A 25,049-nucleotide genomic window follows, 5' to 3' on the forward strand; every position below is an offset into this window, starting at 1 on the left:
GCGCAGATCGTGGAAGTGCAGGTCTTCCACGCCAACCATCTTGCATGCCCTGGACCAGGCCGTGCCGATTGAATCTGTGTTGTAAGGGAAGATCTCAGCGCACTGACGCGGCATGCTTTGCACAATCGCCCACGCCTCATCCGGTAGATGGCACCACACATCGTTGCCGATCTTCTGCCCAGGGTTCTTCATGTCTCGCACCTTCACCGCCTGGCGGTGCTCATCCAGATCCTCCCACAAGATGCGCGCGATCTCATCCATACGGCGCGTCGAGAAGATGGCAAACGCCACGACCTTGGGCATGTGAATGACGGTTGGGCGACGTGCCAGCATCTCGAAAAAATGCTCAAGCACCTTGTCGAGCTCTTCGAGGGTTGGCCGACGATCCCGCTCCCGGCTTTTCATGTTGTAACCGAGACGCTTCAACACAAGGCGCGCGTCGGGCATGGCTTGAGGGTTGACCACGTACTCCCACGCCGCCCTGGCCAGCGACAACACTGAGCCTAGGTGAGCCAGATCATTGCCGGCTGTCTGCGGCTTGATACCGCCGCCTTCAGGGCTCATACGCCATAGGGCGTAGTCCACCAGCACCTGCTGAGAGATGTCGGAGTCAACCACCTCGCCGAGGTAACTGTTCTTGATAGCCAGCAGGGTCTGCCGCTTAGTCTTGCCCAAGGGCCGGGCTTTCTCGGCCTCCACCAGGTAGCGATCGATCATGTCCTTGACCGCGTGCCCACCCCGGTTGGCCCGCTCGATCGCGCCAGGCTCTGCCAACTCGGTCTCTCGTCGCTTCGCCCAGGCTTGAGCCGCCTGCTTGCGGGCGAATGTCTGGGACTCTTGGTAGACTAGGACACCCTTTTTCTTGAGGCGGATCTGGACGGTATAGCTGACCGTTCCATCGGCCTTTTTCCTTGCTCTGATCGTTGCCATGATTTCCGGTGGTACAAGCCTGGTTGGCGGTGGTACATCGTACCACTGTCACTCCAAAAACGTCCCAAAACCGCGAAAAATGGTACAAGAATGTGTAGACCAGAATGCCCCTAGAAACTGCCTCAAAGCCACAAACCACGCGCCCTGAGCCGTCCCGCCGCTTCAGCGTTGCACCGATGATGGACTGGACGGACCGCCACTGCCGGTTCTTCCTGCGCCTGCTGTCGAAAAACGCCCTGCTGTACACCGAAATGGTCACCACCGGCGCGCTGCTGCACAACGACGCCCAGCGCTTCCTGCGCCACGACGTCTCCGAGCACCCGCTGGCCCTGCAACTGGGCGGCAGCGTGCCGGCGGACCTGGCGGCCTGTGCGCGGCTGGCCGAGCAGGCGGGTTATGACGAGGTCAACCTCAACGTCGGCTGCCCCAGCGACCGGGTGCAGAACAACATGATCGGCGCCTGCCTGATGGGCCACCCGGCGCTGGTGGGCGATTGCGTCAAGGCCATGCAGGATGCGGTCGATATTCCGGTGACGGTCAAGCACCGCATCGGCATCAACGGCCGCGACAGCTATGCCGAGCTGTGCGACTTCGTTGGCCAGGTGCGCGATGCCGGCTGTCGCAGCTTCACCGTGCATGCGCGCATCGCCATTCTTGAAGGGCTGTCGCCCAAGGAGAACCGCGAGATCCCGCCGCTGCGCTATGACGTGGCGGCGCAGTTGAAAGCGGACTTCCCGGACCTGGAACTGGTGCTCAACGGTGGCATCAAGACCCTCGAAGAGTGCCGCACGCACCTGCAGATCTTCGATGGGGTAATGCTGGGGCGCGAGGCGTATCACAACCCGTACCTGCTGGCCGAGGTCGACCAACAGTTGTTTGGCAGCGAGGCGCCGGTGGTGAGCCGCAGCGAGGCGATGGAGCGGCTGCGGCCTTATATCGTCGCGCACATGGAAAGCGGTGGTGCGATGCACCATATCACCCGGCATATTCTCGGGCTGGGCCAGGGGTTCCCGGGGGCGCGGCGCTTCCGGCAGTTGCTGTCGGCCGACATTCACAAGACCGACACGCCGCTGGCGGTGCTGGACCAGGCGGCGGAGTTGTTGCAGGGGCGGTGAGGCTGCCGTGGCCAAGTGAGGCAACCATTGCCTTTGTGCTGCGCACGATAGCGCCGGGAAGCACCCGTCGACTTTCGACTCGAATCGTTACCTTCGGCATATCCCCGGGCTGGCCTCGGGGCTGCTGCGCAGCCCATCGCGGGGCAAGCCCGCTCCCACGCAGACGCCGGGGGCCCTGTGGGAGCGGGTTTACCCGCAAATGCGTCGGCAACTTCACGACCGCCTTCGCGGGTGAACCCGCTCCCACAGCTCAGGTGTGCTGTCCATTGGCTTTGTGCTGCGTGCGATAGCGCCGGGAACCTCCGGTCAGCTTGCGACTCGAATCGTCACCTTCGGCATATCCCCGGGCTGGCCCCGGGGCTGCTGCGCAGCCCTTCGCGGCGCAAGGCCGCTCCTACACGGGGCCTTGAGCGGGCGTGAGGGCTCGGGTAATGTCGAGTCATTGCACAGGACAGAGCACGCCCATGACCTCCAAGCTGGAACAACTCAAGCAGTTCACCACCGTGGTCGCCGACACCGGGGACCTGGACGCCATCACCCGGCTCAAACCGGTCGATGCCACCACCAACCCGTCGCTGCTGCTCAAGGCCGCGGCCATCCCGGGTTACGCCGACCTGCTGAAAAAGGTCAAGGCCGAGGCCAAGGGCAATGTCGACCTGGCCTGCGACACCTTCGCCGTGGCGGTGGGCGCGGGTATTTTGAAAGCCATTCCTGGGCGGATCTCCACTGAAGTGGATGCGCGCCTGTCGTTCGACGAGCCGGCACTGCTGAAAAAGGCCCGCCTGCTGATCGAGCTGTACGAAGCCTCCGGCGTTTCCCGCGACCGCGTGCTGATCAAGCTGGCCTCCACCTGGGAGGGCATCCGCGCCGCCGAGAAGCTCGAGAAGGAAGGCATCCAGACCAACCTCACCCTGCTGTTCTCCTTCGCCCAGGCCCAGGCCTGCGCCGATGCCGGCGTGTTCCTGATCTCGCCGTTCGTGGGGCGCATCTACGACTGGTACAAGAAGAGCACCGGCAAGGACTATGTGGGCGCCGAAGATCCGGGCGTGCAGTCGGTCACGCGCATCTACGACTACTACAAGACCAACGGCTACAACACCGTGGTGATGGGCGCGAGCTTCCGCAATATCGGCCAGATCGAGCAACTGGCCGGCTGCGATCGCCTGACCATCAGCCCAGAGCTGCTGCAGCAGCTGTCGGACGACCAGGGCGAGCTGCCGCGCATTCTCAAACCGGGCAATGCCGGCGAAGCCAAGCAGCTGTTGAACGAAAGCCAGTTCCGCTGGGCGATGAACGAGGACGCCATGGCCACCGAGAAACTGGCCGAGGGCATCCGCCAGTTCGCCCGCGATCAGGAGAAGCTCGAGAAGCTGATGGCAGAAAAGGCCTGATACATATCGGGTTTGCCAATCGGGCGGGAAGTGCGCAGCATTTTCCGCCCGCTTTGTTTTACCACCCTGCATCAAGGGCCTCTTCGCGGGGCAAGCCCGCTCCTACAGGATCAGTCCTGTGCTGTAACTGTAGGAGCGGGCTTGCCCCGCGAAGAGGCCAGCTAAGCCCCCAGAGCCGTCTCGATGACCTCCCGCGCCCCATTGCCCCTTGTTCTTGCCGGCCCGGTACTGCGCCGCCTCGAACCCCAACGCCTGGCCATCTGGCTGGTCGGCTCGCAACCGCTGCAGCTCGAATTCATGCTCGGCTACCCGGGCATCACCCCTAGCCTGCACTGCACCACCCTCGCGGTCGGCGCACGGGCATTCGTACACTTGCTGGACATCCATTTCGACCGGGCGCTGCCCTGCGACATCGCGCTTGAATACGACCTGCTGATCAACGGCCAGGGCATCGGCGACTGGGCGCCACACCTGCTCTACCCCGGCACCACCCGGCCAGATCTCGTGCTGCGCGAGCGCCTCGACCAGGTGCTCCACGGTTCATGCCGCAAGCCGCACCACCCGGCGGCCGACGGCCTGCTATGCGCCGACCGCCTGCTGGCCGCCTGCACCCAGCCGCAACAACGCCCCGCCGTGCTGTTGATGACCGGCGACCAGGTGTACGCCGATGACGTCGCCGGCCCCATGCTGCGGGCCGTCCATGAGCTCATCGAGCGCCTGGAGCTGTTCGACGAGCCCCTGGAGGGCGCCGTGGTCGACAGCGGCGCGGCGCTCTACCGCCACCCGGCCTGCTACTACCACCGCGCCGACCTGCTGCCAGCCCAGCAGGGCAACGAAACCCTGCGCGAGCGCTTCTTCGGTGGCAAGCGCAAGCCGATCTTCTCGTCCAGCAATGCCGACAACCACCTGGTGACCTTCGCCGAGGTGATGGCCATGTACCTGCTGGTGTGGTCGCCGACGCCGTGGGCGCTGGTACGGATGGACATGCCGGCGGATCTCAGTGAGCAACGCCAGGCGCGCTACCGGCACGAACTGCCGCTGATCGAAGCGTTCGCCGATGGCCTGGGCCAGGTGGCGCGGGTCATGGCCCACCTGCCCTGCCTGATGATCTTCGACGACCACGACATCACCGATGACTGGAACCTCTCGGCGCAGTGGGAACAGACCGCCTATGGCCACCCGTTCTCGCGGCGCATCATCGGCAACGCGCTGCTCGGCTACCTGCTGTGCCAGGGCTGGGGCAACGACCCGGATGCCTGCGCGCCGCTGATCGAGCAGTGCCAACGCTTTGCTCGGCAGTGCACCTCCCAGGATGAACTGATCGGCGAGCTGCTGCGCTTCCAGGGTTGGCAATATGAGCTGCCCAGCAACCCGCCGCTGCTGGTGCTGGACACCCGCACCCGCCGCTGGCGCAGCGAAGGCAACCTGGGCAAACCGTCCGGCCTGCTCGACTGGGAAGCGCTGTGCGAACTGCAGCAGGCGCTGATCGACCACCGTTCGGCGGTGATCGTCTCGCCGGCGCCGATTTTCGGGGTCAAGCTGATCGAAACCGTGCAGCGGGTTTTCAGTGCGCTGGGCTACCCGCTGCTGGTGGATGCCGAGAACTGGATGGCCCACCGCGGCGCGGCACAGGTGATCCTCAACATCTTCCGCCACTCGCGCACGCCGGGGCATTACGTGGTGCTGTCGGGCGACGTGCACTACTCGTTCGTCTATGAAGTGCTGATCCGCCACCGCCAGCGCAGCCCGCACCTGTGGCAGGTGACCAGCAGCGGCATCAAGAACGAATTCCCCCGGCGCCTGCTGGATGTGCTCGACCGGCTCAACCGCTGGCTGTATTCACCGCGCTCGCCGCTCAACTGGTTCACCAAGCGCCGGGAGATGGAGGTGGTGCCACGGGTGCCCAGCCACAGCAAGGCCGGTGAGCGGCTGTGGAACAGCGCGGGGCTGGGGCAGGTGTTTTTCGATGAGCAGGGGCGGCCAGAGCGGGTGTATCAGCTCAATGCCGATGGGGCGGCAGCGACGGAGTTTGTGCGGCGGGAGTGAACGGCTGGAGGTTTTGCGGCTGTTTTGCCGGCCTCTTCGCGGCTAAAGCCGCTCCCACAGGGATTTCGCTGTTCCTGTGGGAGCGGCTTTAGCCGCGAAGAGGTTTGTGCAGGCGCTGGATCAGGAACGTTCGAGCGCGCTCACCAGGTCGTGGAACGCCTCGCGGTTGGAGTCGTTAAGCCCCATGAGGATCTTGTGCGCCTCCAGCACCTTGGAACGTACCACGTCTTCGCTCTGGTCCTGCGACGGCAGGTCGGTCAGGCACTCGGGGCATGGCACCGGGCGGTCGACGATGTTGAACACCTGGTCGAAGCCCATGGACTGCAACAGGCGCGAGATGTCCGGGTTGGTGGTGACCACGGTCGGCAGCAGGCCGATTTTCTGCCGCGACAGGATCGACAGCTTGGCCAACAGGCCCAGCGTGGTGCTGTCGATGCTTTCGGTTTCGGTCAGGTCGATGACGATGGCCGAGAAGTTCAACGCAGTGAAAATCTTCTCGATCGTCGCATCCAGCGCCGAACACAGGGTCAGGCGCACTTCACCGACAAATTTCAGAACGAAGGTGCCGCTCTGTTCGGCGAACTGGATTCTACCGGTACTCATTCAAGGTTCCTGCTCAACACCAATAGGGCGATATCATCCGGCATCTCCCCAAGCGTAGCCAATTCGAATCGTTGGCGCAGCCCCTCCAGGCTACCCCCCGCTTCCTTGACGATTTCCGGCAAGGTCGCTTCCTTATCTTTGAGTGTGCCCCCTGGCAAAAGGTCCAGAATGCCATCGGACATGAGCGTGAGGCTGAACTGCGGTGGCAGCTCCAGCACCAGGTCCTGGTAACTGGCCTCTTCGAACAGCCCCACCGGCAGGCCGCGGCCCTCCAGGTAGCGGACTTCACCCGGGGTGTACAGCACCGGCAACGGCAAATGGCCGCCGACGCTGTAGGTGAGCAGGCCGGTTTCCTCGTCGATGACGCCACCGACCATGGTCACATGCTTGCCCAGCTTGCAGTTGATCAGCCCGCGGTTGATGTGGCTGAGCACTTCCGAAGGCTTGAATTCACGCACCTTGCTGCCGCGCTTGAATTCGAACAGCAAACGCGTGGTCATGAACTTGAGCAGCACGGTGACGAACGCCGACGACGCACCATGGCCGGAAACGTCTGCCAGGTAGAACGCAATGCGCCGTTCATCCACGCGGAAGTAGTCGGCAAAGTCGCCCGACAGGTACAGCGACGGGATGATTTGGTGCTCGAAGGTGTATTCGCCGGCAACCCAAGGGTTCTCGGGCAGCATGTTCATCTGCACCTGGCGCCCGGCGGTCTGGTCTTCCTGCAGCAGGTGCAGGCTGGCCTCGAGCTCGCGGTTGGCGGCTTCGAGCTTGTCGCGGTAGCGCTGGTTCTCCAGCACCAGGCGCGAGCGGTCGAGCGCGCGGCGCACCGAGTGCTCGAGCACGGCGAGGTCTTCAAGCGGCTTGATCAGGTAATCGGCGGCGCCCAGGCGCAAGGCCTCGACCGCGTCGCTCATGACACCGGCACCGGACACCACGATCACCGGCAACTGCGGCGCGCGCTCGCTGATCTGGCGGATCAGTTCGAGGCCGCCCATCTGCGGCATGCGCAGATCGCAGATCACGAGGTCGGGCTGGTGTTCTTCGAAGACCTGAAGGCCCTGCTGGCCGTTCCCGGCCTGGAGGACGCTGAAGCCACTGTCTTCCAGATAGGCGGCGAGGCTGGCACGGACCACATCGTCGTCATCGATAATCAGCAGCGTTGCACTGGTTTTCTGCATGTGGGCGAACGGCGCCGATTTGGGTTGGCGTAGCGGGCGTCGGCAAGCCGACGCAAAGCTACTGGAATACTGTGTGATCACTCACTCTCTGAGTTGTAGGACAAGAAAACTCGCCCGGCAAATAGCAGTGGTGCCCTGTAAGGCGCAGACGGTACTCCCATCCGCCGGGCGTTTCAAGCATGCAAGGGTCGAGTGCTGCGCAGTAATCACTCGTGGTTATTAAGGGCTCTGTTTCGCAGACTGATATGCATATCCGCAGGCCCTGCAGACGCTGCTGGCCTGCCGTGCAACTGAAGATTGCCGATGCAATTTGCCTGGACGTATGATCGGCCCTACAGCCTGCACAGCGGCGCAACCGATGGAAAGGACCGAGCATGCACCTGACGCCCGACAGCCACAGTGAAAAACGCGATTTCATTCGCATGCGCATCGACACCGAGGTCAGCCTGCTGCATGAGGGCCAGGTAATTGCCGCCGTCTGCCTGGACCTGTCCAGCAGCGGGATGCAAGTGCAGGCGCCACAGCGCTTCCAGGTGGGCGACCGCGTCGAGGTACGCATCGACTCCGACCACCCTGCCCTCAAGGGCCTGCATGCCAGCACCGAAGTGGTATGGATCGCCGACCAGCCGGGGGGTGTGCAGAAGTTCGGGCTGCGCATCCTGGCGATGCACTGAAGGGGTGGCCCAATCGAATGCCACTCAAGAGCCAAGCAACCAATAGATGTCATCCAGCGTGGTATGTATCAAGTCGCCATCTGGTGTGACAGGCTCCAGAAAAGTGGGCATCAATAGGGCAAAACCTTCACTCTGCTTCCTTGGCAATGTCACAATTCCACTTTCTCCGAAATGGCTGTCCGCAAGCCCGGATTCCAGATATCGTCGCACTTGAGTCCGCTCTGCCGACTCCGCCAAAGTAGCGGAGTGAAAGACGAATCGATAAGTTTCTCCAACCCCATGGGAGCGGAGATTCGAGCCAAAAATGGTTTCCGGCGGCGCGGGAATTATCAATTCCTGACCATTATTGAAACCACCATCTAATTTTCCATCCTTGCTCAACCCAATAATGCGCAGATCAGCCCGCCCTGGATAGATTCCGTGCAACTTGATGCGTTGATCTTCATCAACAAAAAAATCGACCCCCTCCATCTCATCCATTTCGAAAGTATAAAAACCATTCTCGCCGAATTGTTCGTCTATCGTCTCTCCCCCCGTGAAACGAACCAGATAGCCCTTGAGCCCAGGCTGCCCCAGGTATTCTCCCGTTTGCGTAAGCATCAGCAGCAAGTCTTCGCGCCCAGGCAACGTTTTCTGACGATCAACCCCACGGGGCAGCGAAAACCCAAATTCTTTACTGTCAAAATGATAAACGCCGTTTTCTCCAAATGCCTGATCAAGTACGCCGTTTTCATTCAGACGTGCCACGACGGTCCTAAAGCCTCCCCACCCACCCCATACGCTTGCACTTACAAGGTAAAGGCTTTTGCCGCTCAACATGGCAGTCACACTATCGCCTATTTCCGGAAACCGTGAGGCGTGGCTCACATCTGCGACGCTCCGCTGATCTACCGGAGCGAAGTCGACAATCGCTACCCCATCTTGACCGTAACTTGAGTCGAGATTTCCATTTGGCAGGTATTTCTGCACAAACAACCGGGCACGATCGAGCTTATCAGCCATATAAAAACTTCCATCGCCGGCGACCTGTAGCGACTGGAATGCGTTTACATCGATGACCCCATCCTCTCCGAAGGCCTGATCCCGATTACCGGCCTTGGTAAATTTGGTGATGCATCGAGCACCACTGAGCAAAGTGCCCCCGGCAACCAGCAATGCGCCATCAAGGGTGGGTTTCAGCGCCACCAACTTGACTTTATCATTCGGCAGCTTGAGCAAATGAGAGAGATCAACTTTGCCACCATTGAACTCCAGATTGAGATCGCCGGGTTTGTATTTGGATACCCTCTTCATAGCACCACGCCGCCTTTTCATACCGAGCTGCATTTATATAAGCCCGATCTGCCCTGCGATGAAACTAGCAAAAATGCCAGGTCGCAGGCATTTACCTCAGTACGAGCAGGCCAAGACCGTGAGAGAAGGCGTTGTGCTTCATTTGATCTGTAAAAGCGGGACGCAGACAAACAAACGCCCCGAATCAATCGAGGCGTTCATGGGTGCCGGGAGAGCGGCTTGCCCATGCCATGAGGCATGGGCGTCGCGCAATGATCTCAGTGATCAGAAATCGTCTTCGACTTCGCCATCCTTGACCTTGAACTCACGGTTTTGCAGGTAGGCGTTGCGGATGAAGATGTACTTGTCACCCTGGATCAGCTTCTCGGCAGGCAACAGGCTGGCGCGGGTATCGATCACGTCCAGGGCGAAGATCGAGTTGCGCGTCGGCACGTGGTCGATATAGCGGTAGGGTTCGGTGTAGGTGTCCGGGTACTTGGCCAGGCCGTCACGCACGGTGCTTGGGCCAAGCAGCGGGATGACCACGTAGGGGCCGCTGGGCACGCCCCAGTAACCGAGGGTCTGGCCGAAGTCTTCGTCGCTGCGCTGCAGGCCCATCTTGGTGCCGACATCGAAGAAGCCGCCCAGGCCGAAGGTGGTGTTGACGATCAAACGTGCCGTGTCGATGCCCGCCGCACGCGGCTTGAGCTGCAGCACGTTGTTGGCCAGGTTGGTCACATCGCCCAGGTTGCGGAAGATGTTGTGGATGCCATCTTCGAGGAACTGCGGGGTGACGGCCTGGTAACCCTGGGCCAGGGGCTTGAGGGCGTAGGTATCCAACACATCGTTGAACTTGAAGATCGGTCGGTTGACCGTCTCCCACGGGTCGTCCTCGGTGGCCGCCTGGGTGGCTGCCACGGGCGCCAGCAACAGGCTGGCGCAGACACAGGCCTGGGTGAGTCGCTCGATCACTCCGGCACCGATCCTACGCATAGATGTTTCTCCCTCGGATTTCACGGCCGCAACGGCTGATGGCGCGCTGCAGAACAAGGCGCCAGTATAATGGGTCGCTGGCTGATAAACAGCTTTACATAAATTAGCTCAACATTTTGTGAACAACTGTTGCAGTCATCGCTCGGTAACAAACGCTGGATAGCCTGCAGGGTATTTCAGGGAAGTAGCCATGCAAGACGCACCTGCCTTCACTGCCGTGCTGTTCGGCCTGCGTGGCTGCCTGGTCCATGCCAGCGACGGCAGCCCCCTGCCCGCTCCCGGCGCCCTGGCCTTGCTGGCCAGCCTGCGCGCCCGCCAAGTGCCCTGCATCTGGCTCGACGAGGTCAGCCCCAGCGCGGGCAAACGCCTGACCAGCGTACTCCCTGAGTGGCTGCCGGGCCTGCCCAGCAACGGCTGCAAATGGCCGGCGCCAAATGCCTGCTGGCAGGCCCTGATGGCCCTCGAAAGCCAGCAACTGGAAGGCTGCGTGCTGATCAGTGGCGAGCCGCTGCTGCTGCAGTCGGGCCTGAACGCCGGGTTGTGGACCGTCGGCCTGGCCGCCTGCAGCCCGTCCTGTGACCAGGCCTCAAGCCAGTGGCAGGCCATGACCCAGCAGGAGCAGGAGCGTGCCCGCGGCAAGGCCACGCTCGAGCTGTTCGGCCTGGGCGTGCACTCGGTCATCGACCATCTGGAAGCCCTCGACACCTGCCTGTCGGACATCGCCCTGCGCCGGCACAAGGGCGAGAAGCCCTGACACGTCCGCGTTGATACGGGTCATGCAAAGCACCGGCAGGTGGATTACGCTAGAGGTCAGGCACGAACCTTTACCATTGCGCCGAGGTCCATGCCTTGCCAAGCCATTGATGGAGAACGAACAATGCCTGCCCGCGAACTGCAAGAGCGCCTCAACAGCCTGCGCGAGCAACTGGACCGCAACGTGCCGCTTTCGGATGAAGAACTGGCCAACCTGCATGAAGAAGCCCGACAGATCGAGGCTCAACTGAAACTTGAGGAAGCCACGCCGGACAACAATCTGGTGGATGGCGTAAACCTTGCCATCGAACGCTTCGAGGCCGACCACCCGGACCTGACCGCCACCCTGCGCAGCATCGTCAATTCGTTGCACAGCATGGGGATCTGAGCCTTTCAAACACCGCTGGGGCTGCGTTGCAGCCCTTTCGCCGGCAAGCCGGCTCCCACAGAAGCAGCACATGGCTTGAAGTGTGCCGTCGGTGTGGGAGCTGGCTTGCCAGTGATGGGCCGCAACGCGGCCCCAATTGCCTTACTGACGAACCAGGCGCAGGTTCGCCGGGCTGATCGGCCTGGTGCTGCGGTACGGGTTGATGTCCAGCCCACCCCGGCGCACATACCGCGCGTACACCGTCAGGTGCTCCGGCTGCAGCAGCTTCTTCAGGTCCAGGTAAATACGCTCCACGCACTGCTCATGGAAATCGGCATGCTGGCGGAAGCTGATCAGGTAGGTCAGCAGGCTGGCGTGATCCAGCGCCCGCCCCTTGTACTCCACCACCACGCTGCCCCAGTCCGGCTGGCCGGTCACCGGGCAGTTGGACTTGAGCAGGTGGCTGTGCACGGTCTCTTCCACCACGCGCTCCGCAGAGCAGCGCAGCAACTCAGGCTGTGGCTGTTCATAGTTGCTGATGGTGATGTCCAGCGCATCGATGCACTGGCCTGGCAAGGCGGTCACGCCCTGCGCTTCGACTTCGGCCAGGGTGCGGACCTTGACCAGCACCGGCTTGCCGGCAGCGCCGGACAGGTCTTTCTCAAGGCAGGCCTGCAACTCGGCCACAGACGCGAACACGGTCTGGTTCAGCGAGTTGAGGTACAGCTTGAACGACTTCGATTCGATGATGTTCGGCGAGTCGCAGGGGATGGCGAACTCGGCGATGGCCACCACCGGCTTGCCCGACGGCAGCAGCCAGGACAGCTCGAAGCAGTTCCAGAAATCCACGCCCTGCCACGGCAGGGCGTCGCCGCTGACCCCCAGCTCGGCCCACTTGGCCAGGCGCGGAATGGGGAACAGCAGCGCGGGGGTGTAGGTGGCGATGTATTCGCTGGACTTGCCCAGCGGGGAGTGTTCGGCGGCGGGATGCATGGAAACTGACCTGAGGGTTCGAAAATGCCCTTAGTCTACCGGTTTTACACCCCGCCTTGGAGCGCAAGCTACTCGATGGTCAGTGGGCCGACCATGCCAGCCTGGTAGTGCCCGGGTACGTTGCAGGCGAACTCGATGGGCGCCGAGCTGCGGAAGGTCCAGGCCAATTCGGCGCGCTGGCCGGGCTGCACCAGCACGGTGTTGCCGCCGCCGTGCGCGTGGCCGCCCTGGCTCATCTGGCCGTGGCCCATCTGGCCATGGTCCATGCCCTCGTGGTTCATGCCGGCGGTGAAGATCTTGCCCTGCATCGCCACCATCTCTTTCTGGTGCTCTACATGCATGGCCTTGTCACCCAGGTTGAACTCGTGGGGCAGCTTGCCTTCGTTGACCAGCACGAAACGTACCGTCTCACCGGCCTTGACCTTGAGGCTCTTGGGCTCGAAGGCGATATCCTTGAGCACGACCTCGACGGTGCGGGTGGCCTTGGCTGCCGGCGCCGGCTCGCCGAAGGCGAAGTGCTGTGCTTGGTCGGCGAAGGTGGGCAGGCTGGCCAGCGCAAGGGCGGCGGTGATGAACAGGTGCTTCATGTGAACTCCGGGAACTGCAGCGAGAATGAGGCCATTCTGGAAAGCGCCGGCTGGCAGCTGGCTGACGGGAAGATTACAACTTTGTCAGCTTGGGCGAGGCAGCGGATCGTCACGTATGATTTCGAGCACTGTCTTTGTGGGAGCGGGTTTACCCGCGAATGCTGCAGTGAATGCACCGACGTATTCGCGGGTGAACCCGCTCCCACAGGGCCCGAGTGAATCTTCAGAACTGTGGACGCCCATGAAACTACTGATCGTCGAAGACCAGGCCAAGACCGGCCAATACCTGGCCCAGGGCCTGAGCGAGGCCGGCTTCAACACCGAGCTGGCCGGTGACGGCGACACTGGCCAGCACCTGGCGCTGACTGGCGACCACGACCTGCTGATCCTCGACGTGATGCTGCCCGGGCGCAATGGCTGGCAGATCCTCCAGGCGGTGCGCCAGGCGGGCCTGGCCACCCCGGTACTGTTCCTCACCGCCCGCGATGCCGTCGAAGACCGCGTGCACGGCCTGGAGCTGGGCGCCGACGATTACCTGGTCAAGCCCTTCGCCTTCTCCGAGCTGCTGGCCCGCGTACGCAGCCTGCTGCGCCGCGGCGCCAGCGCCAGCCAGGACACCTGCCTGCTGCTCGCCGACCTGCGCCTGGACCTGATCCGCCGCCGGGCCGAACGCTCGGGCCAGCGCATCGACCTGACCGCCAAGGAGTTCGCCCTGCTCGAACTGCTGCTGCGCCGCCAGGGCGAGGTGCTGCCCAAGTCGCTGATCGCCTCCCAGGTGTGGGACATGAATTTCGACAGCGACACCAATGTCATCGAAGTGGCCATCCGCCGTCTGCGCCTGAAGATCGACGACAGCCACGCCACCAAGCTGATCCATACCGTGCGCGGCATGGGTTATGTGCTCGAAGAGCGCCAGGACTGATGCGCCGCCTGTCCCTCGGCGGCCGCCTGGCCCTGCTGTTCGCCGCCTGCACCGCCAGCGTCTCGTTGGGTGCCGGGCTGTTGTTCAACCGCGCCAGCGAACAGCACTTCGTCGAACTCGACCAGCAGTTGCTCAGCGGCCGGCTGTCATTGATGCGCAGCCTGCTCGAGGGTGTGGCCACGCCTGAGCAGCTGCGCTCACGCCTGCCCCTGTTGCGCGACGAACTGAGCCACCAGTCCGAGCTGGCCCTGCGTTTGCGGGGCGCCGACGGCACAACCTGGTTCGACAGCCGTCCCGGCCTGCCGGACGAACCGCGCGACGCAGGCCTTGCGACCCTGCATACCAGCGGCATCGACTATCGCAGCCTGAGCACCGCGCTGGCAGACCATCAGCCAAGCGCCCCGCAGCTGACCCTGTTTCTCGACATCACCCATCACCAACACTTCCTGCAGAGCATGCAGCGCCTGATCTGGCTCACCGTCGGCCTGTCCGCGCTGGCCACCGCGCTGCTCGGCGCCTGGGCCGCGCGCCGCGGGCTCAAGCCGCTGCGGCAGATGGGCAAGGTGGCCGCCAGCGTCAACGCCCGCTCACTGACCACGCGCCTGCCGCTGGCGCAATTGCCCGAGGAGCTGGCCGAGCTGGGCGCCACGGTCAACGCCATGCTGCAGCGCCTGGATGACGCCTTCCAGCGTCTGTCGGCGTTCTCTGCCGACATCGCCCATGAGCTGCGCACGCCGCTGTCCAACCTGCTCACCCACACCCAGGTCACCCTCACCCGCCCGCGCAGCCTCGAGGAGTACCGCGAAGCGCTGCACGGCAATCTGGAAGAGCTGCAATGGATGGCCCAGCTGGTCAACGACATGCTCTACCTGGCCAAGGCCGACCACGGCCTGCTGATGCCCAGCCGCCAGCCTCTGGACCTGGCGGCGGAGGTGGACGCATTGCTGGAGTACTACGCGCCGCTGGCCGAAGACGCCGAGGTGCGGCTGCAGCGCGAGGGTACGGCGCACACCGAAGGCGACCGGCACATGCTGCGCCGGGCGCTGTCCAACCTGCTGGACAACGCCCTGCGCTTTACCCCTGCCGCAGGCGAGATACGCGTGACGCTGGAGCCCAGGCTGCGCATCGTGGTGGCCAATCAGGGGCCGGCGATTGCGCCACCGCTGCTGGAGCGATTGTTCGACCGTTTTTATCGGGCAGACCCGGCCCGCCAGGAAGGCAGCAGCGAGCATGCGGGGTTGGGTTTGGCGATCACCCGCTCGATCGTGCAGGCGCATGGGGGAAGCATCAGGGCAGAGTGCGCGGATGGCTGGACACGGTTTGTGATCGAGCTGCCTGACAAGCCGTGAACTGGGGCTGCTTTGCAGTCCTTCGCGGGGCAAGCCCGCTCCCACGCCTTCGACTGCTCCAAGAAGTTGCATACAAATGCAACACGTGAGGCCACTGCACTGCATCTGGTATCGAATTTCGGCGTGGGAGCGGGCTTGCCCCGCGATAGGGACGCACTGGAAACATGCAGTAGCGCTTCGCATAGATGGCAATTGCACCAGCCATCTAACTTGAAGTTTTACCTTAAGGAGGCGCTATGGACTGCCCTGCTTCTCACCGACTGCGCCGTGGCCGATTCTCCGAGCCAGGTCGGGCCTATCTGCTGACTACAACCACCAAAGACCGTTTCCCGTACTTTGCAGACTTTCAAGCCGCCCGCAGCCTGCCTCTGCATTTCAACCAAGCCGAACAGGAAGGATCCTTGCAAAGCCTGGCGTGGGTGATCATGCCAGATCACGTGCATTGGTTGATTGAACTGGGTGAAGACACGCTTGCCACGGTCATGCGCCGCTTCAAGTCACGTAGCCGATGTTCACTGTTCAAGCTGGGAATGCTCAACGGGCCGCTGTGGCAGCCGGGGTATCACGACAGGGCGTTGAGACGCGAGGAAGACCTTCGCGAGTTCGCCAGGTATGTGCTGGCAAATCCCTTGAGGTCAGGGCTCGCCAAGCGTTTGGGGGAGTACCCGCACTGGGATGCCGTATGGGTCTGATCCATCGCGGGGCAAGCCCGCTCCCACGCCGAAATTCGATACCAATCGATGGCGTGGGGGCGGCGCGTCGCCACCGCGAACTGCCCCGCGATGAAAATCTGAAGCCTTACTCGTAGCGCAACGCCATCGCCGGCTCGATCTGCGAGGCGCGATACGCCGGGTAGATCGTCGCCAGGAAGCTCATCACCAGGCCCGCCGTGCAGATCAGCGCCACGTCGCCCCACTGCAGCTCGGACGGCAGGCTGCTGATGAAGTAGATGTCGGACGTGAAGATGTGCTGGCCGCTGACCCGCTCCAGCCAACCGACCACCGCGCTGACGTTCAACGCCAGGGCCACCCCGAGCACACCGCCGAGCAGGGTGCCGACGATGCCGATCAGGCTGCCCTGGACCATGAAGGTGCCCATGATCTGCGCCGGGGTGGCGCCGATGGTGCGCAGGATGGCGATGTCCGCGCCCTTGTCGTTCACCACCATCACCAGGGTGGCGATGATGTTGAACGCCGCCACCGCGATGATCATCATCAGCAGCAGGCCGATCATGGTCTTTTCCATCTTCATGGCGCTGAACAGGCTGCCCTGGGTGTGCGACCAGTCATCGGCGCGGTAGCCATCACCCAGGCCTGCGGCAATGGCCTTGGACACCTGCGGCGCGGCATACAGGTCATGCAGCTTGAGGCGCACGCCCTGCACCTGGCCAGGGGCCCAGCGCTGCATCTCGCCGGCATCGGCGATGTGGATGTAGGCCTGGGAGCCATCCAGTTCGGCGCCCACCTTGAAGATACCGACCACGGTCAGGCGCTGCATGCGCGGGGTGATGCCACCCGGCTCCTTGCTGACTTCGGGGACGATCAAGGTCAGCTTGTCACCGGTGTTCAGGCGAAAGCGCCGAGCCGTCAGCTCGCCGATGACCACCCCGTAGTCACCCGGCTGCAGCGCCTGCAGGCTGCCTTGGACGATGTGCTGGGTGACGATGGAGACCTTGGCTTCCTCGGCCGGGTCGATACCGGCGACCTGGATCGGCTGCATCGCCCCCCGGTACGACAGCATGCCTTCCATTTCGGTGATAGGCGCCGCGGCCATCACCGCCGGGTTGCCTTCGGCAGTGCCGGCGACCTTGCGCCAGTCATCCAGCGGCTGCACGCCAAGGATGGCGGCATGCGGCACCAGGCCGAGCACGCGCGAGCTCATCTCGCGCTGGAAGCCGTTCATCACCGACAACACCGTGATCATTGCCAGCACGCCAAGCGACAGCCCGATCATCGAGGTCATGGAGATGAACGAGATGAAGTGGTTGCGACGCTTGGCACGGGTGTAGCGAGCACCGATGAACAAGGACAAGGGTCTGAACATGAACCGGGATACCCAATATAAGTGTGAACCGGGGCGCCTCAGGGCGCCCCGCGCAGGCGATTCAGATCGCCACCAGGCGCCCGTCTTCCAGGCTCAGCACGCGGTCCATCTGGCGCGCCAGGTTGAGGTCGTGGGTCACCACCAGGAACGCGGTCTGCGATTGAGTGGACAGCTCGCGCATCAGTTCCTGGATACCCAGGGCCGTGTGGTGGTCGAGGTTGCCGGTCGGCTCGTCGAGCATCACCAGGCCCGGGCGGTTGACCAGGGCGCGGGCGATCGCCACGCGCTGGCGCTCACCGCCGGACAACTCGGCCGGCTTGTGATTCAGACGATGGCCCAGGCCGACGCGCTTGAGCAGCGCTTCAGCGCGCTCGCGGGCCTCGGCGATCGGCGTCTTGCCGATCAGCAGCGGCATGCAGGCGTTCTCCAGCGCGGTGAACTCTGCCAGCAGGTGGTGGAACTGGTAGACGAAGCCCAGCGCGCGGTTGCGCAGCAGCCCACGGGCACGCTCACCGAGCGCCGAGAGCTCTTCACCGGCCAGCCAGACACTGCCCTGGGTTGGCGTGTCGAGGCCGCCCAGCAGGTTGAGCAAGGTACTCTTGCCCGAACCCGAACTGCCGACGATGGCCACCCGCTCACCCGGGTGCAGCTCAAGGTTCAAGCCGGACAGCACCTGGACCGACTCCGGGCCCTCGTCGTAGCTCTTGCCCAGGTTGCGGCAACTCAACACGGCTTTATCACTCATGCGCGACTCACTCATAACGTAGCGCCTCTGCAGGCTGGGTGCGCGAGGCACGCCAGGCCGGGTACAGGGTGGCGAAGAAACTCAGGACCAATGCCGCACCGCAGACCATCCACACATCCTGTGCCTGGAGCTGCGAGGGCAGGTAATCGATGAAGTACACGTCGGCGTTGAGGAACTTGTGCCCGATCAGCGTCTCGATGCCGGCGATCGCCGCACTGACGTTGAGTGCGCCGAGGATGCCGACGACCGCGCCGATCAGGGTGCCGACCACGCCGATCACCGTGCCCTGGACCATGAAGATGGCCATGATCTGGCCCGGCGTTGCGCCCAGGGTACGCAGGATGGCGATGTCGCCGCGCTTGTCGTTGACCACCATCACCAGGGTGGAAATGATGTTGAACGCCGCCACCGCCACGATCAGCAGCAGCAACAGGCCGATCATGGATTTCTCCATGCGGATGGCCTGGTAGAGGTTGCCGTGGGTGCGGGTCCAGTCACGCGGATAGAACTCCTGCTCGCCCAGCTGCTGGGCGATGGCCCAGGCGGCACGCGGGGCCTGGAACAGGTCGTCGAACTTGAGGCGGATACCCTGGACCTGGTCGGATTTCCAGCGGTGCAGGCGCGACAGGTCGGCAATGTTGGTGAGGCCGAGGTAACCGTCGATCTCGCCGGCGCCGACATGGAAGATGCCGACCACGGTGAAGCGCTTCATGCGCGGGAACATGCCCGCCGGCGTGACGCTGACTTCGGGGGCGACAAAGGTCAGCTTGTCGCCGATGCCGACGCCAAGCTTCTGCGCGGCCTTGTCGCCGATCATGATGCCCCACTCGCCCGGTGCCAGCTTGTCGAGGCTGCCATCGAGCACGAACTTGTCGATGATCGACACTTCACGCTCGCGCGCCGGGTCCACGCCATTGAGCAGCACTTTCTGCACCTTGCCTTCGTGCGTCAGCAGGCCCTGCATCTGGGTGAAAGGCGCAACCGCCAACACCTGCGGATTCTGCTTTACTTTGGAGGCAAGGCCCTGCCAGTCGTCAATCGGCTGACCGGTCTCCAGCGTGGCATGGGGGATCATCCCCAGCACGCGGGTACGCATCTCGTGATCGAAGCCGTTCATGACCGACAACACCACGATCATCACCACCACGCCCAGGGCGAGGCCGATCATCGAAGTGAGTGAAATGAACGAGACAAAGTGATTGCGACGTTTGGCACGGGTGTAACGCGTACCAATGAATACGAAAAGAGGTCTGAACATGTCGGGGCTTGTTCGGATGAAAGGGAACGTCCTTGTGGCGATGCGCCTACGGCGGCTTTACACTCGGACCACCGCCGTAACCTTGGGTTCGCCATGACGACATTAGACGAAGAAGATCGCCGCGAATACTACCGCATCGAAGATCGGATCGCACTTCAAATCAGCCCACTCAGCGCGGCCGAAGCCCTTGAGACAGAACTGTTGCAGGATGATTCAGAGCTGTTCAACCTGCTCAGCGAACTGCACTTGTCCGACTTCGAGTCGCAACACCTGCTGCGTCAGCTGAGTGAGAAGGACCGCACCCTCGCCGCCTTCCTGCGCGCCCAGAACAAACGCCTCGACCTGCTCAGCGCCGTGGTCGCGCAAACCCTGCTCGGCGAAGTCGGCCAACCGCAGCCGGTGATCATTTCCGAAGGCGGCATCGAGTTCACCCAGCGGCAACCGATCAGCGCCGGCACCCGGGTGAAAGTGAAGATGGTCCTGATGCCCCGCGCCCATGGCTTGCTGCTGCGCGGCCGCGTCACCCATTGCGACCCGCGCCCCGATGGCAGCTTCGAGGTAGGCACCGAGTTCATCGACATGACCGACGCCCAGCGCCAGCTGCTGGCGCGCTACATCCTGCAGCGCCAGCAACAGCAGCGGCGCCAGGCACTGGAACAGAACAACCCCGCCTCCTGAGCCATTTTTTCTCTGATTTGAAGGAACGAACGTGACCCTGATCTATGGCCATCGCGGCGCCAAGGGCGAAGCCCCCGAGAACACCCTGACCAGCTTCCGCCAATGCCTGTCCCACGGCGTGAACCGCTGTGAACTCGACTTGCACCTGTCGGCCGACAACGAACTGATGGTGATCCACGACCCTACGCTCAAGCGCACCACCGGCCGGCGCGGCAAGGTGGTCGAGCACCCGGCAGCCGACCTGGTCACCTACGACGCGCGCCAGGGCGGCCCGGGCCACGTGCAGCCTTGCACCATCCCGCGCCTGGAAGAGCTGTTCGAGAAATGCCCGTTCGAGCATTGGCAACTTGAAGTGAAAAGCGCCTCGCGCACCCGCGCCGCCACCACCGTGCTGGCGATTCGCGAACTGGCCCAGCAGTACGGTCTGCTGGACAAGGTCACCATCACCTCGAGCTCACGGGAAGTGCTGGGCGCCGCCCAGGAACTGGTGCCCGACGTGAAGCGCGGCCTGGTGGCCGAATACGCCTGGCTCGACCCATTGAAGGTCGCACAGAACTACGGTTGCGAGATGCTGGCGTTGAACTGGACGCTGTGCACCCCCGAGCGCCTGATCAAGGCACAGCGCCAGGGCTTGCACGTGTCGGTGTGGACGGTCAACGAACCGGCACTGATGCGCCGGCTCGCTGATTTTGGCGTGGACAGCCTGATTACAGACTTTCCCGGTTTGGCCAAGACCACCCTCGGGTAGGGCTGAAATCGGTCTCCCCGACCGGCTCAGGCCACCGGCCGGAGCCGCTCAAAAAAGCCGGTTCAGACCGTCGTAGGCAGCTACCCGATAGGCTTCGGCCATGGTCGGGTAGTTGAAGGTGGTGTTGACGAAGTACTTCAGATTGTTCTGCTCACCCGGCTGGTTCATGATCGCCTGGCCGATGTGGACGATCTCCGAGGCCTGGTAGCCGAAGCAGTGCACGCCGAGGATCTCCAGGGTTTCGCGGTGGAACAGGATCTTCAGCATGCCTTGCGGCTCACCGGCGATTTGCGCGCGGGCCATGCTCTTGAAGAAGGCCTTGCCCACTTCGTACGGCACCTTGGCCTGGGTCAGTTCCTGCTCGTTCTTGCCGATCGAGCTGATCTCCGGAATGGTGTAGATGCCGGTGGGCACGTCATCGACGAAGCGCCAGCTGCCGTTGTCGACGATGCTGCCAGCGGCGGAGCGGCCCTGGTCGTGGGCGGCACTGGCCAGGCTCGGCCAGCCGATCACGTCACCGGCGCCGTAGATGTTCGGCACGCTGGTGCGGTAGCTCTTGTCGACTTCGATCTGGCCACGGCTGTTGACCTTGATACCGATGTTTTCCAGGCCCAACTTGTCGGTGTTGCCGGTACGGCCGTTGCACCACAGCAAGGCGTCGGCCTTGATCTTCTTGCCCGACTTCAGGTGCAGGATCACCCCGTTGTCCAGCCCTTCAACCCGGTCGTACTCCTCGTTGTGGCGTACGGTGATGTTGTTGTTGCTGAAGTGATAGCTCAGCGCCTGGGAGATCTCCGAGTCGAGGAAGCTCAGCAGTTGGCCACGGTTGTCGACCAGCTCCACCAGCACGCCCAGGCCGCTGAAGATCGAGGCGTATTCGCAACCGATCACCCCGGCACCATAGACGATCAGCTTGCGCGGGGTGTGGCTGAGGCTGAGGATGGTGTCGCTGTCGTAGACGCGCGGGTGGTGGAAGTCGATGTCGGCCGGGCGGTACGGGCGCGAGCCGGTGGCAATGATGATCTGCTTGGCGTTGAGCTTCTCGACCACGCCGTTGGGGCAGACCACTTCGACGGTCTGCTCGTCGGCGAAGCTGCCGGTGCCGGTGAACACGTCGACGCGGTTACGGGCGTAGTAGCCGGTACGCGAGGCGACCTGCTTGCTGATCACCTTCTCGGCGCTCTTGAGCACGTCGGGGAACGAGAACCAGCGCGGTTCGCCGATGGCGCGGAACATCGGGTTGGTGTTGAACTGCATGATCTGCCGCACGGAGTGACGCAGCGCCTTGGACGGGATGGTGCCCAGGTGGGTGCAGTTGCCGCCGACCTGGCGACGGCTGTCGACCATGGCCACCTTGCGCCCTGCTTTGGCGGCGTTCATTGCCGCGCCTTCTCCGGCCGGGCCGGAACCCAGCACCACTACGTCGTAGTTGTAGACAGCCATGCGTACTCCTTCAGAACTGGCCCGCCGGCCGGTTGGCCGCGGGGCGCGATCATGTCGCCTTAGCGCCATGAGAAAATTCGGGTGCAGTCTAATCAAGCGTGAACGCCGCGCACATTAACCCTTGGTCGCGTCGTAGGCCACTTTTGCCTGCACTACATGTGGTTTCACCGAATCCATGGTGGCGATCATCCGTGGCTTGCCTTTCACTCGCCTTTCAGCGCCCGCTCGAACGCCGGGGTGGAACGGGAGACGAAACCACCTTCGGCCCGAGTCACCAGCACCGCGGCGATGCCTTGGGCGATGGCGAAGTCCCAGCCCTGCTGCGGCCCCAGGATCAACAACAGGGTCGAGTAGCCGTCGGCCAGCAAGGCCGAGGCGTCGAGCACGGTCACCGACGCCAGGTCATGTTCGACCGGGCGCCCGAGGCGGGCATCGAAGGTGTGCGAATAGCGCCGGCCATTGTCCTCGAAATACTGCCGATAGTCACCCGAGGTCGACACCGCCAGCCCTTGCACGGCAATGACCTGGCGGGCGACCTGGCGATCTTCGCGGGGCAGCTCCAGGGCCACCCGCCAGGGGCTGCCATCGGGCTTGCGACCTACGGCCTTGAGCTCGCCGGTGGCCTCGGCGAGGAAGCTGTCGATGCCCATCCTTTGCAGGTGCGCAGCGATCAGGTCGACCGCATGGCCGGCGGCGATGCTGTTGAAATCCAGTTCGATCGGCGCGTCCTTGCACAGGTTTTCGCCCTCGATGCGCAAGTGGCGGTAGCCAACCCGCTGGCGTGCCAGGGCCTGCGCCTGCGCATCCGGCACGTGCAGCGCGCGGGCCTGCGGGCCAAAGCCCCAGAGGTCCAGCAGCGGCTCGACGGTGAGGTCGTAGGCGCCTTGGCTCTGCTCGGCCAGGCGCTGGGCGAAGGTGACCAGTTCGAGCATGTCGGCATCGACGGGCAGGCACTGGTTGGCCGGCAACTGGTTGAAGCGGCTGACGGTGGAGTCACCGCGGTAGGTGGAGTAATGCGCGTCGATGGCCTGCAGGATGCTTTCGACGGCCGCCTGCACCTGCTCCGGTGCCGGGCCGCCGGCCTGGCGCACGTACTGGATGCTGTAGCTGCTGCCCATGGTCGGGCCGCCGAAGCGTTCGAGGGTGGGCGACGGGTCACAGGCTGACAGCAACAGCAGGATGAACAGAAGCACGATGCGCAAATTGAATGTCTCGATAGTCAGGGCCGACCTCATCGCGGGGCAAGCCCGCTCCCACGCCGATCGCGGGACACCTCGTGGGAGCGGGCTTGCCCCGCGATAAGGCCATTACAAAAACACCAATGCCAGGCGAAAAAAAACGGGAACCCGAAGGTTCCCGTTTTTTCAACGCATTACAAGCGGATCAGCGTGGAAACGCTGGCGGGTTCACACCGGCCATGTCTTCCATCACACGAACCACCTGGCAGCTGTAGCCGAACTCGTTGTCGTACCAGACGTACAGGACAACGCGGTTGTCGCTGCAGATGGTCGCTTCAGCGTCGACCACACCGGCGTGGCGCGAACCGACGAAGTCGGTGGAAACCACTTCCTGGGAGCTCACGTAGTCGATCTGCTTGTGCAGTTCGGAGTGCATGGCGGTCTGGCGCAGGTACTCGTTGAGCTCCTCGCGGTTGGTGGCCTTCTCAAGGTTCAGGTTGAGGATGGCCATCGACACGTTCGGCGTCGGCACGCGGATCGCGTTGCCGGTCAGCTTGCCCTTGAGCACTGGCAGTGCCTTGGCGGCAGCGGTGGCAGCACCGGTTTCGGTGATGACCATGTTCAGCGGCGCGGCACGGCCACGGCGGCTGCCCTTGTGGAAGTTGTCGATCAGGTTCTGGTCGTTGGTGAACGAGTGAACGGTTTCGACGTGGCCGTTGACGATGCCGTACTGGTCGTTGATGGCCTTGAGCACCGGCACGATGGCGTTGGTGGTGCAGGAAGCAGCGGAGATGATCTTGTCATCGGCGCTGATGTCGCCATGGTTGATGCCGTGCACGATGTTCTTCAGCGCGCCCTTGCCCGGTGCGGTGAGGATCACGCGGGCAGCGCCCGGGCAGGCCAGGTGCTGGCCCAGGCCGTCGGCGTCACGCCATACGCCGGTGTTGTCGACGATCAGTGCATCCTTGATGCCGTACTGGGTGTAGTCGACTTCGCTCGGGCTCTTGGCGTAGATCACCTGGATCAGGTTGCCGTTGGCGGTGATGGTGTTGTTGGCTTCGTCGATGGTGATGGTGCCATCGAACGGGCCGTGCACCGAGTCACGGCGCAGCAGGCTGGCGCGCTTGACCAGGTCGTTTTCGGCGCCCTTGCGCACGACGATGGCGCGCAGGCGCAGGCCGTCGCCGCCACCGGTCTTCTCGATCAGGATGCGCGCCAGCAGGCGGCCGATACGGCCGAAGCCGTACAGCACGACGTCGGTGCCCTTGCGTGCGGAGGCGTTCTGCTGACCGACCACATCGGCCAATTCTTCACGCACGAACTGCTCGGCAGTGCGGCCATTGCCTTCCTGCTTGAACTTGTTGGCCAGCTTGCCCAGGTCAACCGAAGCGGCGCCCAGTTTCAGCTCGCTCATGGCCTTGAGCAGGGGGAATGTCTCGTGGACGGACAGTTCGGTTTCGTCGGTCTGACGGTGACGCGCAAAGCGGTGGGCCTTGAGAATCGAGATAACCGAACGGTTGATCAGGCTGCGGCCATAGATCGAGCTCACCACATTGTTGTTGCGGTAGAGCTGACCGATAAGCGGGATCATCGCTTCAGCCAGGGCTTCACGATCGATCCACTCACCAAGACACTGGTCGGGCTTCTGAGTCACGGTAACCTTCCACATGTAGGGGAACAAAAAAGGGGCTACATTATGACGCCCCGCGGCGTATCGGGCAATGAGCGCCTGTCGCCGGCCACAAGCCCCGTCGCCACGCCCTTTCGAGCCTGACAGCGC

General features: G+C 63.2%; 24 protein-coding genes. 11 read left to right on the top strand and 13 right to left on the bottom strand.

Annotation, left to right across the window (positions count from 1 at the left end; all coding sequences use genetic code 11):
- The coding region (locus DM373_RS10565) for a site-specific integrase (protein ID WP_110993514.1) at positions 1 to 930 on the bottom strand (930 nt) is incomplete at its 3' end.
- A gap of 104 nt (positions 931 to 1,034) precedes the next feature.
- On the opposite strand from DM373_RS10565, the gene dusA reads away from it, so the two are divergent.
- The 3 genes from dusA (at position 1,035) to DM373_RS10580 (ending at position 5,482) form a co-directional block, all read left to right on the top strand.
- Positions 1,035 to 2,045, top strand: coding sequence for a tRNA dihydrouridine(20/20a) synthase DusA (dusA, locus tag DM373_RS10570; RefSeq protein ID WP_110993515.1), 1,011 nt, complete (start codon positions 1,035 to 1,037; stop codon positions 2,043 to 2,045).
- 464 nt (positions 2,046 to 2,509) lie between these two features.
- Positions 2,510 to 3,436 (top strand): transaldolase, encoded by a 927-nt coding sequence (tal, locus tag DM373_RS10575; protein ID WP_110993516.1) that lies wholly within the window; start codon positions 2,510 to 2,512, stop codon positions 3,434 to 3,436.
- A 183-nt stretch (positions 3,437 to 3,619) separates the two neighbouring features.
- On the top strand, positions 3,620 to 5,482 hold the full coding sequence (locus tag DM373_RS10580) for an alkaline phosphatase D family protein (protein WP_110993517.1): 1,863 nt from the start codon (positions 3,620 to 3,622) through the stop codon (positions 5,480 to 5,482).
- 120 nt (positions 5,483 to 5,602) lie between these two features.
- Here DM373_RS10580 and rssC read toward each other — a convergent pair whose 3' ends face one another.
- Both rssC and rssB read right to left on the bottom strand, forming a co-directional pair.
- Positions 5,603 to 6,085, bottom strand: coding sequence for an anti-sigma factor antagonist RssC (rssC, locus tag DM373_RS10585; RefSeq protein ID WP_110993518.1), 483 nt, complete (start codon positions 6,083 to 6,085; stop codon positions 5,603 to 5,605).
- Complete coding sequence (gene rssB / locus DM373_RS10590; protein WP_110993519.1) at positions 6,082 to 7,266, bottom strand: two-component system response regulator RssB; 1,185 nt, start codon at positions 7,264 to 7,266, stop codon at positions 6,082 to 6,084. The genes rssC and rssB overlap by 4 nt, the downstream gene beginning before the upstream one ends.
- Before the next feature lie 374 nt (positions 7,267 to 7,640).
- Here rssB and DM373_RS10595 point away from each other — a divergent pair, with 374 nt between their 5' ends.
- A complete protein-coding gene (locus DM373_RS10595; protein WP_110993520.1) occupies positions 7,641 to 7,940 on the top strand; it encodes a PilZ domain-containing protein in 300 nt (99 codons plus the stop codon).
- A 24-nt stretch (positions 7,941 to 7,964) separates the two neighbouring features.
- Here the strand turns inward: DM373_RS10595 and DM373_RS10600 are convergent, their stop codons facing one another.
- Together DM373_RS10600 and DM373_RS10605 are read right to left on the bottom strand one after the other, a co-directional pair.
- Positions 7,965 to 9,266, bottom strand: a complete 1,302-nt coding sequence (locus DM373_RS10600) for a hypothetical protein (protein WP_167409822.1) — start codon at positions 9,264 to 9,266, stop codon at positions 7,965 to 7,967.
- A gap of 231 nt (positions 9,267 to 9,497) precedes the next feature.
- Positions 9,498 to 10,205 (bottom strand): MlaA family lipoprotein, encoded by a 708-nt coding sequence (locus DM373_RS10605; protein ID WP_110993522.1) that lies wholly within the window; start codon positions 10,203 to 10,205, stop codon positions 9,498 to 9,500.
- Positions 10,206 to 10,395: 190 nt separating this feature from the next.
- On the opposite strand from DM373_RS10605, the gene pcrP reads away from it, so the two are divergent.
- The gene (gene pcrP / locus DM373_RS10610; protein ID WP_110993523.1) at positions 10,396 to 10,959 is read left to right on the top strand and encodes an HAD superfamily inactivated hydrolase PcrP; all 564 of its coding nucleotides are present in this window, start codon (positions 10,396 to 10,398) and stop codon (positions 10,957 to 10,959) included.
- A 123-nt stretch (positions 10,960 to 11,082) separates the two neighbouring features.
- Positions 11,083 to 11,346 carry a DUF4404 family protein gene (locus DM373_RS10615; protein ID WP_110993524.1) on the top strand — a complete coding sequence of 88 codons (264 nt, stop codon included), beginning with the start codon at positions 11,083 to 11,085 and terminating at the stop codon, positions 11,344 to 11,346.
- A gap of 141 nt (positions 11,347 to 11,487) precedes the next feature.
- Here the strand turns inward: DM373_RS10615 and queF are convergent, their stop codons facing one another.
- Both queF and DM373_RS10625 read right to left on the bottom strand, forming a co-directional pair.
- A complete protein-coding gene (gene queF / locus DM373_RS10620; protein ID WP_110993525.1) occupies positions 11,488 to 12,318 on the bottom strand; it encodes an NADPH-dependent 7-cyano-7-deazaguanine reductase QueF in 831 nt (276 codons plus the stop codon).
- A gap of 68 nt (positions 12,319 to 12,386) precedes the next feature.
- Complete coding sequence (locus tag DM373_RS10625) at positions 12,387 to 12,905, bottom strand: cupredoxin domain-containing protein (RefSeq protein ID WP_110993526.1); 519 nt, start codon at positions 12,903 to 12,905, stop codon at positions 12,387 to 12,389.
- A 241-nt stretch (positions 12,906 to 13,146) separates the two neighbouring features.
- Between DM373_RS10625 and DM373_RS10630 the strand changes: the two genes are divergently transcribed.
- The 3 genes from DM373_RS10630 to DM373_RS10640 all read left to right on the top strand — a co-directional run bounded on the left by DM373_RS10630 (position 13,147) and on the right by DM373_RS10640 (position 15,868).
- A complete protein-coding gene (locus tag DM373_RS10630) occupies positions 13,147 to 13,827 on the top strand; it encodes a heavy metal response regulator transcription factor (RefSeq protein WP_110993527.1) in 681 nt (226 codons plus the stop codon).
- Complete coding sequence (locus DM373_RS10635) at positions 13,827 to 15,176, top strand: heavy metal sensor histidine kinase (RefSeq protein WP_279630464.1); 1,350 nt, start codon at positions 13,827 to 13,829, stop codon at positions 15,174 to 15,176. The genes DM373_RS10630 and DM373_RS10635 overlap by 1 nt, the downstream gene beginning before the upstream one ends.
- A gap of 236 nt (positions 15,177 to 15,412) precedes the next feature.
- Positions 15,413 to 15,868 carry an REP-associated tyrosine transposase gene (locus DM373_RS10640; protein ID WP_110993528.1) on the top strand — a complete coding sequence of 152 codons (456 nt, stop codon included), beginning with the start codon at positions 15,413 to 15,415 and terminating at the stop codon, positions 15,866 to 15,868.
- 106 nt (positions 15,869 to 15,974) lie between these two features.
- Here the strand turns inward: DM373_RS10640 and DM373_RS10645 are convergent, their stop codons facing one another.
- The 3 genes from DM373_RS10645 to DM373_RS10655 form a co-directional block, all read right to left on the bottom strand.
- Positions 15,975 to 17,219: a lipoprotein-releasing ABC transporter permease subunit gene (locus DM373_RS10645; protein ID WP_110993529.1), complete on the bottom strand. Its 1,245-nt coding sequence runs from the start codon at positions 17,217 to 17,219 to the stop codon at positions 15,975 to 15,977.
- A gap of 61 nt (positions 17,220 to 17,280) precedes the next feature.
- Positions 17,281 to 17,964 carry a lipoprotein-releasing ABC transporter ATP-binding protein LolD gene (gene lolD / locus DM373_RS10650; protein WP_178125737.1) on the bottom strand — a complete coding sequence of 228 codons (684 nt, stop codon included), beginning with the start codon at positions 17,962 to 17,964 and terminating at the stop codon, positions 17,281 to 17,283.
- Between the two features lie 7 nt (positions 17,965 to 17,971).
- Positions 17,972 to 19,222 carry a lipoprotein-releasing ABC transporter permease subunit gene (locus DM373_RS10655; protein WP_110993531.1) on the bottom strand — a complete coding sequence of 417 codons (1,251 nt, stop codon included), beginning with the start codon at positions 19,220 to 19,222 and terminating at the stop codon, positions 17,972 to 17,974.
- A gap of 93 nt (positions 19,223 to 19,315) precedes the next feature.
- Between DM373_RS10655 and DM373_RS10660 the strand changes: the two genes are divergently transcribed.
- The gene (locus DM373_RS10660) at positions 19,316 to 19,900 is read left to right on the top strand and encodes a PilZ domain-containing protein (protein WP_110993532.1); all 585 of its coding nucleotides are present in this window, start codon (positions 19,316 to 19,318) and stop codon (positions 19,898 to 19,900) included.
- Between the two features lie 31 nt (positions 19,901 to 19,931).
- Complete coding sequence (locus tag DM373_RS10665; RefSeq protein ID WP_110993533.1) at positions 19,932 to 20,648, top strand: glycerophosphodiester phosphodiesterase; 717 nt, start codon at positions 19,932 to 19,934, stop codon at positions 20,646 to 20,648.
- Between the two features lie 48 nt (positions 20,649 to 20,696).
- Here DM373_RS10665 and sthA read toward each other — a convergent pair whose 3' ends face one another.
- The 3 genes from sthA to DM373_RS10680 form a co-directional block, all read right to left on the bottom strand.
- Positions 20,697 to 22,091 carry a Si-specific NAD(P)(+) transhydrogenase gene (gene sthA / locus DM373_RS10670; protein WP_110993534.1) on the bottom strand — a complete coding sequence of 465 codons (1,395 nt, stop codon included), beginning with the start codon at positions 22,089 to 22,091 and terminating at the stop codon, positions 20,697 to 20,699.
- Positions 22,092 to 22,294: 203 nt separating this feature from the next.
- Positions 22,295 to 23,293, bottom strand: a complete 999-nt coding sequence (locus DM373_RS10675) for an FAD:protein FMN transferase (protein ID WP_110993535.1) — start codon at positions 23,291 to 23,293, stop codon at positions 22,295 to 22,297.
- 181 nt (positions 23,294 to 23,474) lie between these two features.
- On the bottom strand, positions 23,475 to 24,938 hold the full coding sequence (locus tag DM373_RS10680; protein WP_110993536.1) for a glyceraldehyde-3-phosphate dehydrogenase: 1,464 nt from the start codon (positions 24,936 to 24,938) through the stop codon (positions 23,475 to 23,477).
- Positions 24,939 to 25,049 lie beyond the last annotated feature (111 nt).

Source organism: Pseudomonas sichuanensis, assembly GCF_003231305.1.
Taxonomy (GTDB): domain Bacteria; phylum Pseudomonadota; class Gammaproteobacteria; order Pseudomonadales; family Pseudomonadaceae; genus Aquipseudomonas; species Aquipseudomonas sichuanensis.